Raw genomic sequence first — 15,669 nt, 5'->3', positions numbered from 1 at the left:
GTCGGTTGTTTAAACTTTAACTGATTTCCGTTTAAGGAGCCATATTGCGAAGGGTTGTAGTAACAGGCATTGGCATGGTGAATGCTTTAGGACTAAACAAGGATGTTGCATTTGATAACATTGTAAAGGGAAATTGTGGTATTAGAAAGATAGAGTCTTTTGATATTACAGATTTCCCTGTGCAAATTGCAGGTGAAGTTGTTGGCTTTGATCCAGAATCTGTTCTTGACGCTAGAGAGGTAAAAAAGGCACATAGATTTATACAGCTTGGTTTATTATCTGCTAGAGAGGCTTTACAAGATAGTGTTGGACGAAGTAAGCAATCGTTTGCAAATGCAAGTTTAGAAATTTTGCCAGATCTTTCTGATCGTTTTGGTATTAGTTCTGCTTCTGGTATAGGTGGCTTAGAAAACATTCAGAATAATGCTGTTACATGGTATACAAAGGGTGTAAAACGTATTAGTCCTTTCTTTATTCCATCTGCACTTGTCAATATGCTTGGTGGATTTGTGTCCATTGCTCATAAGATTAAAGGCCCAAATCTATCAAGCGTTACTGCATGTGCCGCAGGTACGCATGGTATCATCGAGGCTGCTAAAACGATTATGCTTAATTGTGCTGATAGAATGCTCGTTGTAGGAGCAGAATCATCTATTTGCGAAATAGGCATTGGTGGTTTTGCAGCTATGAAAGCTTTGAGTGTATGTAACGATACGCCTAGCAAAGCATCAAGACCTTTTGATAAAAATCGTGATGGTTTTGTCATGGGAGAAGGTGCGGGTGCGTTAGTGCTTGAGGATTACGAGAGTGCGAAATCTCGTGGTGCATACATTTATGGTGAGTTGTGTGGCTTTGGTGAAAGTGGCGATGCTAATCATATTACGACACCTGCACCAGAAGGTGAAGGTGCTTACAGAGCCATGAAGCAAGCCTTACAAATGGCAAACATTAAGCCTGATTATGTAAACGCACATGGTACAAGTACATACTATAATGATGTGCATGAGACCCAAGCCTTAAAGCGAGTCTTTGATAATGATGTTCCTCCAGTTAGTTCGACAAAAGGACAGATTGGGCATTGTTTAGGTGCGGCTGGTGCTATTGAAGCAGTTATATCGCTTATGGCTATGGAGAAAGGTGTAATACCACCAACTATTAATCAAGAAGAGAAAGATGAACTTTGCGACCTTGATTATGTTCCAAATGTTGCACGTCCTGCAACACTTCAAAGTGTTATGAGCAACTCGTTTGGCTTTGGTGGTACAAATGGTGTCGTAATTTTCAAAAAGTGTCAATGATATGGCTACATACTTAGATTTTGAACAGCGTTTAAAGTTTTTGCAAGAGGATATAGAGTCTGCAACATTGCGAAATGATAATGCTGCAGTGTCAATTCTACAAAAAGATTTGCAAGATGAAATGAAGAAAATCTATGCAAATTTAAATGACTACCAAAAATTGCAATTAGCAAGACATCCTGATCGACCTTATGCTCTCGACTACATTGAACTCATCATGAAAGATTCTTATGAGATTTTTGGTGATCGCCACTTTCGTGATGACAAGGCAATAGTATGTTTTTTAGGAAAGATTGAAGATGAACGTGTTATTGTCATCGGTGAAGAAAAAGGGCGTGGTACGAAAAATAAAATTGCAAGAAATTTTGGTATGCCACATCCTGAAGGCTACCGAAAAGCACTTAGAATTGCAAAAATGGCAGAAAAGTTTAATATTCCCATACTTATGCTTGTTGATACTGCTGGAGCTTATCCAGGACTAGGCGCTGAAGAGAGAGGGCAAAGTGAAGCTATCGCAAGGAATTTACAAGATTTTGCCATGTTACAAGTGCCAACCATCTCTATTGTTATTGGTGAAGGAGGTAGCGGTGGAGCCCTAGCAATTGGTGTAGCAGACAAATTAGCTATGATGGAATATTCTATCTTTAGTGTTATCTCTCCTGAAGGTTGTGCTGCAATTTTATGGAATGACCCAACAAAGATTGAAGCAGCAACAAAAGCAATGAAGATAACACCCCAAGAACTCAAAAAAGCTAACCTCATTGATGACATTATTCAAGAGCCTTTAAGTGGTGCACACAGAGATAAAATGGCAGCTGCAGAAAAGATTAAAGCTTACTTTCTTGAATCATTAGAACAAATAAGAAACACTCCAAATTACCTTGCAAAACGCTATGATAGACTTATGCGTTATGGTTCTTTTCAATAATTTATCACTTCATAATATACATATACCACACATTTATACTCATTAGGGCTTTATTTTAGCCTATTATTTTTACATACTTAACTTTTTTCACTTAACAACAGCATGAGCTACTTATTTTTATTTTATGCCTTAAAAGTAACATTTCATATATTTTTTTGCATTTTTTTATATATTACATATTGTAATCATGTTTTTTATGTTATTATACTGCTTAATTTAGGGTATAAGTTCTAAAATAATATTCTATATTTTAAAGTTTAGAGTATTTTTTTTAAAAAATTCTATATTACTTTTACTTATAGTTAAATAAGTTTAAATAATATAGGTGTTTTAAAAATAACTTGAATTTTAAGCATAGAATCTTAGAAGCTCAAGGCGATACTAAAGAAGTCTGTTTGAATAATTTCTTAAGTAACCTCTTTGGAGTTATTAAACAGAATAAACTTGAATTCGCAATTAAAAATATACACAAAAGAAAGGAAATAAAATGGCAAATTTGTCTCATAATAACTACACACAGGAAACACTCGCTCTACATGCAGGATATACATATGATACACAACGTACAATGAGCGTACCAATCTATCAAAACACAGCCTACAGCTTTGAAAGTCTCGAACAAGCTGCAGCAAGGTTTGGGTTAAAAGAGTTAGGTAACATTTACACACGTCTTACAAACCCAACAACAGATGTGCTAGGCTCACGTCTTGCAGCGGTTGAGGGTGGAATATTTGGTGTACCAACTTCAAGTGGAAGTGCAGCAATTTTTTATGCTATTGCAAATTGTGCAGAGAGTGGAGACAATATTGTTTTTGCAAATAAAATCTATGGTGGCACACAAACGCTTTTTACTCACACGCTAAAACGCTTTGGCATACAAGCAAGAGTATTTGATATTGATAATATTGCCTCCTTAGAATCTGTTATAGATTCTAAGACAAAAGCAATTTTCTTTGAGAGCATTTCTAATCCAGTCATTTCAATTGCGGATACACTTGCGATTACTGCCATTGCTAAAAAGCATAAGATTATAAGCATTTGTGATAACACTGTAGCAACCGCTTTTTTACACAAACCTTTCGATTTTGGTGTGGATATTTCTGTGCATAGCTTGAGCAAATATGTTAATGGTCAAGGGAGTGCTTTAGGTGGTGTAATAATTGAACGAGCGGGATTAAATGAGTTAATTAAGGATAATCCTCGTTATCCTGCATTTAATACACCTGATGCAAGTTATCATGGACTAGTTTATTCTTCCTTAGAACTACCTTGTTTTAGCATTCGTCTTATTACAGAATGGCTTAGAAATATTGGTGCGACACTTTCTCCGCAATCAGCATGGATTTTATTGCAAGGATTAGAAACATTGGAGCTCCGCATTAAAAAACATAGTCAAAATGCTTTGGAAGTAGCGAAGTTTTTAGAATCTCATAGTTTAATAAAAAGTGTAGCATATCCAGGGTTAGAAAGTAGTCCTTACCATAATCTTTTAAAGCAATATTACGTAGATTCTCAAAGTTCAGGACTTATTAGCTTTGAAGCACAAAGCTATGAAGCAGCACAAAAAATTTGTAATAGTACAGAGATTTTTGCTATGGTAGTAAATATTGGGGATTCTAAGTCTCTAATTATTCATCCAGCTTCCACTACGCATTCACAGCTTAGTAAAGAAGAGCTACAAAGTGGGGGTATTACCCCTTGCACAGTTCGCTTAAGTATCGGACTAGAATCAAGTAAAGATTTAATTGATGATTTAAAACAAGCTATAGAGAAATAAAATTCGCATAATATAGAGTTTAAAGGAGTATGTATGCCTATTGTCATCCCAGAAGATATTCCTGCGTATTCATTACTTAGTCAAAATGCCTTTATAATGGGGGCAAAGAGGGCAAAACACCAAGATATTAGGACGCTTGAGGTACTACTTATAAATCTTATGCCTACAAAAATCGAGACAGAGAATCAGATTTTAAGTTTACTTGCAAATTCACCTTTACAAGTTAAAATCACACTTTTATCCACAGCAAGTTATATAGGGACAAATACGCCAAAAAGTCATTTGGATAAATTTTATGTCAATTTTAATGACATTTCGGGACGACGATTTGATGGGGCAATTGTTACAGGTGCGCCTATTGAACATTTGAAATTTGAGGATGTAGCATATTGGAATGAGATGAAGGATATTATGGGATATTTAAAGACTCATTGCACAAGCACAATATATTTATGTTGGGGTGCAATGGCAGGACTATATCATTTTCACAAAATTAATAAGGTTATGTTAAAAGAGAAAGTGTTTGGTATATTTTCCCATAAAATTGTAGAACAAGATCTGCTTTTAAATGGACTAGATTCCATCGTAAAAATACCTCATTCAAGGAATGCTGGTATTGATGAAAACGCAGTTAGAGAATCTAGATTAAAAGTTCTGTTAGAAAGTGAACTTTGTGGCATTACTGCATTAAAAGATGAAAAAGACTTTTATATTCTAGCTCATCCAGAATATGGTAAAGATACACTGCTTTTAGAATATGAAAGGGATAAAAAGAAGGGCTTAGATATAGCCAAACCTCTTGATTATTTCGGAGAAAATGAAGAGCCAATCTTATCATGGAGATCAAGTGCGAGTGTGCTATTTTCAAATTGGCTAAATTTTTCTGTATATCAAGATACACCGTTTGTATTATAAAAAGTATTTAATTACATCCAAGTATCACATATAATATTATATGCGATATACAATATAAGAGATAAATTCTATAGTATATAACATATCTGTTTGCTCCTAAGTTCAAAAGATAAATAAAATCTATACATTATATTGTTTTATAATTCAGAATATCATCATGAATTTCTAAACAAGCCAATCAAAGTTCAACGTAATATAAGCTAAGATTCTAATCGCAATATTTTTAATTACATAAAGACTTAGATTGCTATTTTGCAGAATAATCTTATAAGAGTTAATAACAAAATATGGATAAGAAATCACAAACATTTGCTTACAAACTTTACATTAAAACTTTTAGCAAAATAAATTGTCTCTCAAAATATATTTTTTAAAAAATTTAATTTTATTGTATGAATAAGATTATTATATTAAATCTCAGTTTTATTGAAAAATGAAATACGAAAGCAACTTTGAAAAAGAATTTACTCAGTAAAAATATATGAAATAAATATGTTAGCCATTAGCTTAAATCTTTTATTTTAGCACACTCTTACTAAGACTTAGAACTTTGTTAATATTTAAGTTTAAAAACCCCAAAAGAGCCAATCATGCCAGATTCTTGAACTCTCCTGCATGTGCTAAATCCTTTTCATTATGAAACTAGAAAAGGAAAGAGAATAAATATTATTGCAATTCTTCAGGCGATAGCTCTTTTAAAAATCTCTCTTTATCAAATTTCGCATTCAAAAATGAAACAATCTCTTCAGAATCAACCATAGCATTTTGTAGACAGGAAGTTGCACCTGGTGATGGTGTCATATTAAATGTCATACCTTTTCCTGTACGTATTTTTTTCTCACCAAGCTCAAGTTTCTTAGCTGTCCTATCAACCACTTGTGGTCGCACTTCGCCATATCCTTTTGCAAATGTAATATCTTCAAGCTTCAAAGACGGAATAATCTTTTGCGCATCTTTTATAAACAATCTCTTACCAAAGAAAGGCAAATGGAAGAAAATATTACACAAAATATAATTTCTAATCTCAGAATCACTCAATAAATCATAAGTAACTTTCATCACATCTAAATGTAAATCAAGTTTCAATAGTTCTGGACTAAGCACATCAAAAAAATGTCTACTATTTTCAAGTCGTAATGTAGCAAGTGCAGTTGGTCCGAGTCTTGTCTTACCTTCTACAAATACATCAGGATCACCGTGCAAAGCAGCAAATGGAAGTTTAGGATTTTGCACACCATATACTTTTCCTTTTAAAAGGTTTGGTGCAAAATAAAACTCCCCACCAACAGGTAAACAACCAAGATCTAAACCATAACCGGCTCTTTGGGCCAATGGTAATGAATATGAACCAGCATCAACGAGCACAAATTTTGCATAAATTTCTCTACCATCTGCACCAATAACAGCATATCCTGCATTTTTTGGCTCAATCTTATTTACGCGAAAGCCCAAAAATACTTCATTTTGTGGATTTTTTTCCTTTGCTTTCTGTATAAAATATTCACTTAAAGCTTCATAATTTACTGCACACCAGTCAGAATCAAAACCAGAACCCACAACATTTTCAGGTCGATCCCCACCATCTTTCCCTTCTATAACCTTTGGTTCCATGCTTTTAATCGCTTCTTTTGTATAGAACTTAAGTCCAGGGAAAATATGTTGAAACTCTTCATGTCTCTTTGTCATAACTTCACATTCATGATCACCCACACCAATTGCCATTTTTTGCATACTATAAATAACTTTATTTTGCAGATTCTCTTTCAAACAAAAGTTACGAACTTTTTGTGCAGATAACTTTACTTTTTTAGCTTTTTCAGGACTATAATTTGTTTCTATGGAACCATCATGTATCGTTTGTGAATTTGCCTTATGGCTTGAGCTTATCTGTGCTAATTTTGTTTCTTTTTCTATAATTGCAACTTTCTTTATATCGCTGTATTCTGTTAATGTGTAAAAAGTGCAGCAACCACTCACTCCACCGCCAATAATGACGACATCAAACTCGTTCATTACTTAAGCCTCCTTCATTATAATTCTTTGCAAAATCTTGAAAAATATCAATCTCACAGATATGCCCATCTTTATTCAACGTAATATGCGGTGTTTCATGGCTATGAATTGCTCTATTAATGTGCAAAATTCTTGTTGCATATTCTAAAGTTATGGGTATATCGTGACTGATCGTAATTATAGTATGAAATTCGTTAATTGTTTTTAATATTTTATATATCTCAACCTGTGTTTGGGTATCTATATTTGATGTTGGTTCATCTAAAATTAGAAGCTTTGGATTGCCAATTAATGCACGTGCAATAAACACTCGTTGTCTTTGTCCGCCACTTAAATCACTGATTTTTTTATATGCAAGATTCTCAATTCCCAACTTACTTAAAATCTCAAAGGCTTGCATTCTTAGTTTCTTATTTACTCTATATCCAAATACTCTTGTTTCTAATATACCCATTTCTACTATTTCTATCACCATTATAGGAAAATCTATATTGATTTGCGTATTTTGTGGCACATAACCAATCTCTTTTTTACTTGCAAAAAGTTCTCTATTTGGATAGCTAATTTCTCCTGTAAAATCTGGTAAAAGTCCAAGTAAAATTTTTATAAAAGTTGTTTTTCCACCACCATTTGGACCTATGATTCCTAAGAATTCTTTATGTAGAATCTCAAAATTTACAGATTCAAAAATTTTTTCTCCATTGTAACTAAAAGAAACATCTTTGCCTATAATGATGGGTAAATTTCCTGACATATAAGAATCATTCTTATCTTTTTGTATGTTTATTTGTTTCATATTTTCCCTTTTATTAAAATTTTATATTTCTTAGAATCCCATTAATTATAAGACTTCATTATTATTCACACATATTTAAGACAGGTGATATTCAAAATAAGTTATTAATCTTATAAAGATTACTACAATTACATAATACATATTAATTATTAATCTATAAATCTTTAAACATCTAGTAATGAAATTCCATAGAATTGCAAGTTAATGTTTATATCAAATGTAATTATAATACAACTCTAAATAAGCAACTTTATCGTATATGCAAAATTACAGAATCTTGATTAAAAGTATAAAAAACGCATTCAATATGTTAAAATAAGCAACACAAAGTTTTATGTAATTAAAGGATATAAATGGCAATTATTAAAGAACTTGATGCATTTGAAGTATTAGATAGTCGTGGTAATCCAACAATTTGCGTTAAGGCGGTTTTGAGTGATGGTAGTGTAGGCAGTGCGATTGTGCCAAGTGGTGCAAGCACGGGGAAAAAAGAAGCCTTAGAACTTAGAGATAAAGATAATATGCGTTTCTTGGGTAAGGGTGTATTACAAGCATGTGCAAATATAACAGAAAAAATAGCAAGAGATATTGTGGGCATGGAAGCATACAGGCAAACAAGTATTGATTATATGCTAAAGAGTATTGATAATACGCACAATTACTCCAGTCTTGGTGCAAATGCTACACTTGGCGTTTCCATGGCGATAGCACGTGCAAGTGCAAATTCACAAAAAATCCCGCTTTTTAGATACCTTGGCGGTATTAATGCAACAACACTACCCGCTCCTATGTTAAATATTATTAATGGTGGTAGCCATGCTGATAATAATGTAGATTTTCAAGAATATATGATTATGCCTCTTGGATTTGATTGTTTTAAAAGAGCATTACGTGCGAGTGTTGAAGTATATCACACATTAAAAAAGATTTTAAATGACAAAGGCTTAAGCACAGGTGTGGGTGATGAAGGTGGTTTTGCACCAAATTTAAGAAATAATGAAGAACCTATTAATTATATAATTCAAGCGATTGAACAAGCAGGATATAAAGCAGGGGAAGATATAAGTATAGCACTTGATATTGCAAGTAGTGAGTTTTATGAAGATGGAATTTATCATTTAAAAGGCGAAAATAAAAAATTAGATTCTAAGGGCTTAGTTGCTTATTACGAAGAATTAGTAAAGAAATATCCTATTGTGTCCATAGAAGATGGTTTAAGTGAAGATGATTGGAATGGTTGGGAATATTTAACAGAAAGACTTGGCAAAAAAATCCAACTTGTAGGTGATGACTTATTTGTAACAAATACCATGATACTACAAGAGGGCATTAATAAAAATATTGCAAATGCAATTCTTATTAAACCAAATCAAATAGGCACAATCACACAAACAATGGAAGCTATAAGGTTAGCACAAAAGAGTGGGTATAAAACTATTATTAGCCATAGAAGTGGTGAAAGCGAAGATTCCTTTATAGCAGATTTAAGTATCGCGGTTAATGCAGGCGAAATAAAAACAGGAGCACCTGCAAGAGGTGAGAGAAATGCAAAATATAATCGACTTTTGGAGTTGCGTCATGGACATAAGTTTTTAAGCTATGATGCAAAACAACTATTTGCACAATAAATCCTTGGTCGACGATTAAATAAAAGGTAGTTTTATTATCTTAAGTCTGATCTGAGGGCAAGTAGTGGTAAACTTCAATGCTAATGATCTGTGATATAAAATAGGCAGTAGTGATTCTATACGCATTTTTAGCAATGTAGCTTATCATCTTGAAAAAGGAAATTGGGGAAGTAGATTTCCATAATAATGAATGGAATATATCAAGGTCAATTAGATTTTTCAAAAGCTTCTTTAGCGTTAAATGAATTAGAGACTATATAAAAAGAGTTTAAAAATCTTACTCCAAAGCAAATAATTTGGGATATTAAAGATTTATCTCTTGTGCCACCTTGGGGTGATAGTATCAGTAATGATTTACAGACCTATCAAATTATTTTATAACAAGTGATGCTAATGATTTTATACAACTCTTTAAAAGAGTTTTACAAATAGCTAGAGACAAAAAGGCTAGTCTTGCAATTACAAATATCTAGAGTAATCTCATGCTGTAATAAAAAAAATGAAACACAACATATTAAGACTTTTTTAAAATTCAATTACTCTTCAGGAATCCATTTAATTTTAAGAATCAAAATAGAAGATATATCCTATTAACTACTATCATAAAACAAAAAGTCTAAATAAATCCCCACATTCCATAAAGACTTAATGAAATTTTTATAATGTTTTATTGGAAATTCAAATAAAAGATTGCTAATTAAGAATAGATTCTAAAAAAGATGCAATCTTGCAAAAATAACAAAAGTATGCTATGATTGCAGGCTTTGTTTATTAAACTTATTTCAAGAAAAGGTAGCACACAATGAAACGAACATATCAACCACACAATACACCAAGAAAAAGAACTCATGGTTTTCGCACAAGAATGAAAACAAAAAATGGGAGAAGAGTGATTAATGCAAGACGTGCTAAAGGTAGAAAAAGATTAAGTGTTGCATAACGTAATCTTTTAATCATATAAAGTGATTACATACTTTTAGCCTATATATAGGCATAATATGGGGAGTTTTACTTATTTTTTAGGCTTTAAGTACGTTATTAGACCCAAATGTTTTGATACTATGTTGCGTATTTTATGACATGTCTCATATCACCCTACATTATTTAAATTTAAAGTGATATAATTATTCATAATACATTTGGTTTGGTTTTTACGAGCTTTTTTAGAAATAAAGGAGATCTGTATGTTGTGTGAATAGTTTGGGGCATATTTTGCGTATGCAGATTTTTCTTACTATCACATATTTTACTAGAATTGGTGCTCTGATTTGTTGTGAGAGTTGTGGGGAACTTTATGCAAATTTATACTACTTTATCGATTTGGTTTTATTATACTACATATACTCTCAAATGGCTTATTGTCAAAATAAATTACGACAAAAAAACATTAAGACTCTTATATGTGTGTTTTTCTGTTTTATGCAGCAATTATATGATAGAAAAACATTTACTTGTAAATTTGCACAAAAAGTCTAGGATTGTGCTATGAAACAAAATATTATAAAACATACCTATGTTATTCATCTGCATTCTTATATACGATATATTTGTCTATATTTTCTCATACCTCTCTGCCTCTATGCTAATGAAGAAAATATTAATAACACTAAGACATCCCAGATTAATAAAGCAAATCCATATAATATAGATTATCCTAATCTAGATTCTAAATATTATCCTTATATCCAATCCCGCAATAAATTTTATGATAAAGATATCATACAAATTATTCATAACGTTGATAGTGCAGAGAAAAAGAATGCTTTCTTTATAGGTGCGACCTATGGGTTTAATTTTAATGTTGCATTACCTTTATTTGTTGATATGGGTATGGTGGGCACACAAGCAATAAAGCAAACAGCGTTTAACTTTAGTTTATTTGGACTTCGCGCAGGATATCAAAAATATACAGGAAAAATTCTACCTATAAACCGCTTTGGATATCAAGTTTATATTGATTTTTGTGTAAGTTTTGGACACAATGGATTGTTTTTTACTGGCATTAATGCAGATATGCTATGGGATTTCTTAGAGCTTCGTGGATTTATTGCTAATATAAATCTTGGTGTTGGGCTTGGTTCAAGCAAAATTACAGGGCTTATTGTATCACCTTATGGAGATAAATATGAGGTAGCATATAGACTAAATTTGGGTATAAGTGTGCGTTATCCGCGTTATCACCATAGAGCTGGAATCTACTTTGGAAGCACTCAAGGGATAGAACGTGGTTTTCTGGGATATACCATGATGATTGGATATGATTATGTTTTCTAGAATCTTATTATGTCTTATAATATCATTTAATCTTATGTATGCAAATGATGCAAAAGAAAGTAAAGTAAAACAAGATAAACATAAAAAAGATTCTATGCAACTAGATAAAGATAGCACAGATATATTTGATGTGATAGAAGACAAACATACTATAAAAATTAGGCATTCTATAGAGAGAATGCAACATGTAAAAGATTCTATGAGAGAAGTATATGAAAGAGAAAGAATCTATACTCTAGAACCACAAAACTATTCTGTTGAAGATCTACAAATCGGGATTAATGACGCACAAAACAAGGTGCAAAGAGAACAAGCCAAGCATAAATTAGAAAACAGTGAATACAAAACACAATTATTTCTTGGGGTGCAACTTGGTGCTACATTTGCTGCAGTAGCCGATAACGTTAATGTTTTACCAACTATAAATCTAAAGGTTGGATTCCAAAACTTTCTTGGTATTGCAAGTAAACAAATAGGGCTTAAAATTTACATTGATACACTTATTGCGAGTAATATTTTATCATCTCTAAAAAATGATCCTTATGCAGACTTTATAGCTAGTACTTTTAATGCAACAAATATTAATGCTGAAGTTATGTATGAATTCCCCATCTCTAATGATATGAAATTTGGAATTGGTGCGGGTTTTGGAATAGGTTATATGACTTATAATGATAAATATTGGGATAAACTTAATGGATTTGCCTCAAATATTACATTGCTAACTTATATTTCATTTCATGAGAAACATAAGCTTGAATTAGGTTTTAAAACCTTTATTTATCATTATGGAAGTTATATCACTAGAAAGCTTAATGATGTGGTGCAAAACCCGAGCAATATATTTTCAAGTGATTTTGCAAAACCTATGAATCTAAGTTTAGGATGGGTATATGTATTTTAAAAAATATATACATACTATAAAAAGAATCATGTTTTTGTTTATTGCTGTAATATTTACCACATCTATACATGCTAAAGAAGCCAACAAAACAAAGCCCAAAAAAGATACACAAAAACAAAAAATAACGGAAAAAAAAGTAAAAAAGAAAGTGGATAACTTTATCCCAAATATTCTTTTACAAGATACATCTAATATCCTTGATTCTTCACTGCCATTACCCTATTTTTCATTACCATACACACAAACGCATAATTACCTCAATCGACGAAATAGTCCTAAAGATTCTCTCTTTGATGAGGCGATGAAACCCATAGTGCCAATAATCACAACCTATGATTATTCGCAGTTAAAAAACATGGATACTACGCAAGATGAGCATTTTATTGATTTTAGGATTCATGAGCTTGAAAAAGAAGCATATATGCTAAGATCTCAACTTATAGAAAAAGAGAAAAAAAAGCGAAATTGGCTTATAAATACTCAAGCTAGTGGATATTATATAGGTATTGGTGTTATGTTAGGTTTTATGCATGATGAACAAACTTTTGGAATAGAAGCTAGTAAAGCTAGTGCTGGAGGTATTGTAAAGCTTGGTTATTTACGTTATTTATATAATCATTTAGGTTTAAAAGCAGAACTCTTCAATATTTATGGTAATCATTTTCATAATAATGAGCTTGTATTATATAACTATTATGGGCTTAGATTTGTTGTCTTACATGATATTCCTGTATTTTTTAAACAGCATTATTTTGGCTTTTTTGCAGGCTTTGGCGTCGGTAGTTATTTTTTTTCAAAAAAATATCAAAGCATAGAGACTTACAACTATCTAACAAACGCACATAGTATGGGTTTAAATCTAAATATAGGTGCTAGCTGGACATATGCAAAACATCATAGAATAGAGATTGAGCATATTCTTATATCCCCATTAACAACACTTTCAAATGGCATAACAAATATTTTTGAACCTAGTTATATAGTGAGTTACTCATGGGTATTTTGAAAAAACTATTTTATATTCTATTACTTATAAATCTTATGTCATATCTTCATGGATTAGATTCCAATAAAAAGAATTTTGAAGAAATACAACAACCCATCAAAAGCTATGAGGACAAATTACGTTATCTACAATCTTTACGCTATGAAGTCATGAGTTTAAAAGAACAAATTGGCAATGACTTTCAAATAAGTGTGCCTTATGGAAATTATATAGATAATAAAACAAGTGCACAAAGATTTAATGCTCTAACACAAAGTTATAATGACGCACTAAAAAAGAGTGGCTTATTTGCTGGTATAAGTATGGGTGTCTTAGATATCTATACAAGTGGTTATATTAACGATAATCTTGTAATAACTCGTTCGACACCACTTGTATATGGCGGTAGTGGTGGTTATCAAAAGTTTTTTAATCATTATGTGGGCACAAGGCTTTATGGTGGGCTTTTTACTTCATTTTTCAATGATGTTTACACCTATGATATACGCAATGGTGCTAGTTCGCCTGTAAGTAACCCTTATGGTGGTCCTGGGAATCTAGAAAGCTTTTATATGTTAGCCTTTATGAGTGCTGATATATTATTTGAATTTCCATTTGACAATACATTTAAAAATTATATTGGTGGTTTTATGGGATTAAATGTCGGGGTTATGTATTATCGCCCTTATGCCTCACATCCACAAAAAGGTAATTATTATCCTGCAAAATATATTTGGAACTACAATTTGCAAGTAGATTATTCCTTTAATCTAGGCATGAGTCTCACCTTTAATAATATTCATAGGGTGGAGTTGGGACTAGGCATACCTTTTTCTTATCTTTCATTGCCTGGTTTTGCAGAAAGTGCGGATATACTCGAGAAAATACCTGCAAATTTTTGGCGTAGTGCAGTATTTTTAGCAAATTATCGCATATTGATAAAGTTTTAGAATCTAGATGTATTTTTACATATTTAATAAATATAAAAAGTAAAATTATTAAAGTAAAGATTCTAATATATATTTATTAGAAACACAAAATAAATTCATCTCTTTATATTTTATAGTTATTACAACTAAATTATTTCAAAATCTAGTTTTCATTACACGGATATTTTGTATCAAGCCATTTGCAAAATTGCATGGAGAAAAGTATAACAAGCCATGATACATAGATCCATAAGAATGCAAACATAATAATTGAAACTGAACCATAAATGTTGCTATAAAACTTATTATAACTCATATAATAAAAAAACATGATTTTTAACTCATACCACGCAATTGCACCAAGCAAACTTGCCAACACTAATATTAAAAATCGTAGTGGTTTATTAGCTGCTATACGAAAAAGTATAGCAAATATTACCCAAGTGGCAAACATAGGTATAAAAGAATAAAATTTTGTAATGACAGCATCAGAGTAAAGATTCACAATTACGGCGTTGAAATAAATAGAAGTAGCAAAAAACATTGGTATAAGTGTAATTAAAAGCCAATATATAATAAAAGAGTCAAAGTAGCTACGTTTTTTTGCTTCAAATATTCGTGCAGCAACATCATCAAAATTTCTAAAAAAGATAAAAGAGCTCACAAGGGAGATCAAAAACCCTATAAAACCCATCTCTTTGCCATTTGATAAAAAATTATCTAATATTTTTGCAAACTCATAAGAGTTATCAGGCAAAATATTATCAAGAATTGATTGCTTTAGAATTTGTAACTGATCTTGAAAACTTGGAAAGAGGGAAAAAAGGGAAAAAAACATTAAAAAAGCAGGAATGATAGAAAAAATACTATAAAAACTTAGAGAAGAGGCGTAATGAAAGATTCTATCATTATCTGTTATAGTATGCCAACAATATGAGATTTTTTTGCTAATAAGATAGCGATATTGAATCATATTCTTATAAAAGTGTTGCAACCTTCGAAAATAATTGCTATATTTTGTCGTATCTGAAGGTAATCTATTTTGTATTTCATGTGCTGAAGTAGTTTGTTGTATTTCTTCGGTGTGTAATATTGCATTACTAGCATTATGTGTTTGGGAAATGTGTTCATCGTGCAATAAGCCTTCTTCTATTATATTAGCAGGAGTAGTTTTAGAATCTATATGTCTTATCGTAGCTGCATGAAGCTTTGAATCTCGCAC

Annotated in this window: 14 protein-coding genes; 11 read left to right on the top strand and 3 right to left on the bottom strand. The window is 31.7% G+C overall.

The features are described 5' to 3' along the window. Positions 1 to 44: 44 nt before the first annotated feature. The 4 genes from LS81_RS00905 to LS81_RS00890 all read left to right on the top strand — a co-directional run bounded on the left by LS81_RS00905 (position 45) and on the right by LS81_RS00890 (position 4,918). Complete coding sequence (locus LS81_RS00905) at positions 45 to 1,298, top strand: beta-ketoacyl-ACP synthase II (RefSeq protein ID WP_034347488.1); 1,254 nt, start codon at positions 45 to 47, stop codon at positions 1,296 to 1,298. Between the two features lies 1 nt (position 1,299). Then, positions 1,300 to 2,226: an acetyl-CoA carboxylase carboxyl transferase subunit alpha gene (gene accA / locus LS81_RS00900; RefSeq protein ID WP_034347487.1), complete on the top strand. Its 927-nt coding sequence runs from the start codon at positions 1,300 to 1,302 to the stop codon at positions 2,224 to 2,226. A gap of 487 nt (positions 2,227 to 2,713) precedes the next feature. Further along, a complete protein-coding gene (locus LS81_RS00895; RefSeq protein ID WP_034347481.1) occupies positions 2,714 to 4,003 on the top strand; it encodes an O-acetylhomoserine aminocarboxypropyltransferase/cysteine synthase family protein in 1,290 nt (429 codons plus the stop codon). Positions 4,004 to 4,036: 33 nt separating this feature from the next. Beyond that, complete coding sequence (locus tag LS81_RS00890; RefSeq protein WP_034347479.1) at positions 4,037 to 4,918, top strand: homoserine O-succinyltransferase; 882 nt, start codon at positions 4,037 to 4,039, stop codon at positions 4,916 to 4,918. Between the two features lie 666 nt (positions 4,919 to 5,584). Here LS81_RS00890 and LS81_RS00885 read toward each other — a convergent pair. Both LS81_RS00885 and LS81_RS00880 read right to left on the bottom strand, forming a co-directional pair. Next, positions 5,585 to 6,931, bottom strand: coding sequence for an FAD-dependent oxidoreductase (locus LS81_RS00885; RefSeq protein ID WP_034347478.1), 1,347 nt, complete (start codon positions 6,929 to 6,931; stop codon positions 5,585 to 5,587). Further along, a complete protein-coding gene (locus LS81_RS00880) occupies positions 6,918 to 7,727 on the bottom strand; it encodes a metal ABC transporter ATP-binding protein (RefSeq protein ID WP_052089051.1) in 810 nt (269 codons plus the stop codon). Before LS81_RS00880 ends, LS81_RS00885 begins: the two co-directional genes overlap by 14 nt. Before the next feature lie 353 nt (positions 7,728 to 8,080). Here LS81_RS00880 and eno point away from each other — a divergent pair, with 353 nt between their 5' ends. From eno to LS81_RS00845, 7 genes are all read left to right on the top strand, one after another. Beyond that, on the top strand, positions 8,081 to 9,355 hold the full coding sequence (gene eno, locus LS81_RS00875) for a phosphopyruvate hydratase (protein ID WP_034347476.1): 1,275 nt from the start codon (positions 8,081 to 8,083) through the stop codon (positions 9,353 to 9,355). 291 nt (positions 9,356 to 9,646) lie between these two features. Further along, a complete protein-coding gene (locus tag LS81_RS12400; protein WP_324761635.1) occupies positions 9,647 to 9,736 on the top strand; it encodes an Imm70 family immunity protein in 90 nt (29 codons plus the stop codon). A 421-nt stretch (positions 9,737 to 10,157) separates the two neighbouring features. After that, entirely contained in the window at positions 10,158 to 10,295 is a 138-nt protein-coding gene (gene rpmH, locus LS81_RS00865; RefSeq protein WP_004086213.1) for a 50S ribosomal protein L34, read from the top strand. Positions 10,296 to 10,840: 545 nt separating this feature from the next. Further along, complete coding sequence (locus LS81_RS00860; RefSeq protein WP_034347465.1) at positions 10,841 to 11,629, top strand: hypothetical protein; 789 nt, start codon at positions 10,841 to 10,843, stop codon at positions 11,627 to 11,629. A gap of 34 nt (positions 11,630 to 11,663) precedes the next feature. Then, positions 11,664 to 12,533: a hypothetical protein gene (locus tag LS81_RS00855; protein ID WP_237022183.1), complete on the top strand. Its 870-nt coding sequence runs from the start codon at positions 11,664 to 11,666 to the stop codon at positions 12,531 to 12,533. Between the two features lie 28 nt (positions 12,534 to 12,561). Beyond that, positions 12,562 to 13,539 (top strand): outer membrane beta-barrel protein, encoded by a 978-nt coding sequence (locus LS81_RS00850; RefSeq protein ID WP_237022182.1) that lies wholly within the window; start codon positions 12,562 to 12,564, stop codon positions 13,537 to 13,539. Positions 13,540 to 13,574: 35 nt separating this feature from the next. Then, the gene (locus tag LS81_RS00845) at positions 13,575 to 14,468 is read left to right on the top strand and encodes an outer membrane beta-barrel protein (RefSeq protein WP_081955986.1); all 894 of its coding nucleotides are present in this window, start codon (positions 13,575 to 13,577) and stop codon (positions 14,466 to 14,468) included. 142 nt (positions 14,469 to 14,610) lie between these two features. Here LS81_RS00845 and LS81_RS00840 read toward each other — a convergent pair whose 3' ends face one another. Next, complete coding sequence (locus tag LS81_RS00840; RefSeq protein ID WP_034347461.1) at positions 14,611 to 15,669, bottom strand: YihY/virulence factor BrkB family protein; 1,059 nt, start codon at positions 15,667 to 15,669, stop codon at positions 14,611 to 14,613.

Origin of the sequence: Helicobacter trogontum, assembly GCF_000765905.2 — a bacterium.
In the GTDB taxonomy this organism is placed as follows: domain Bacteria; phylum Campylobacterota; class Campylobacteria; order Campylobacterales; family Helicobacteraceae; genus Helicobacter_A; species Helicobacter_A trogontum.
The sequence above is the reverse complement of the archived record's forward strand: the minus strand, read 5'-3'. Positions and strand labels throughout refer to the sequence as shown.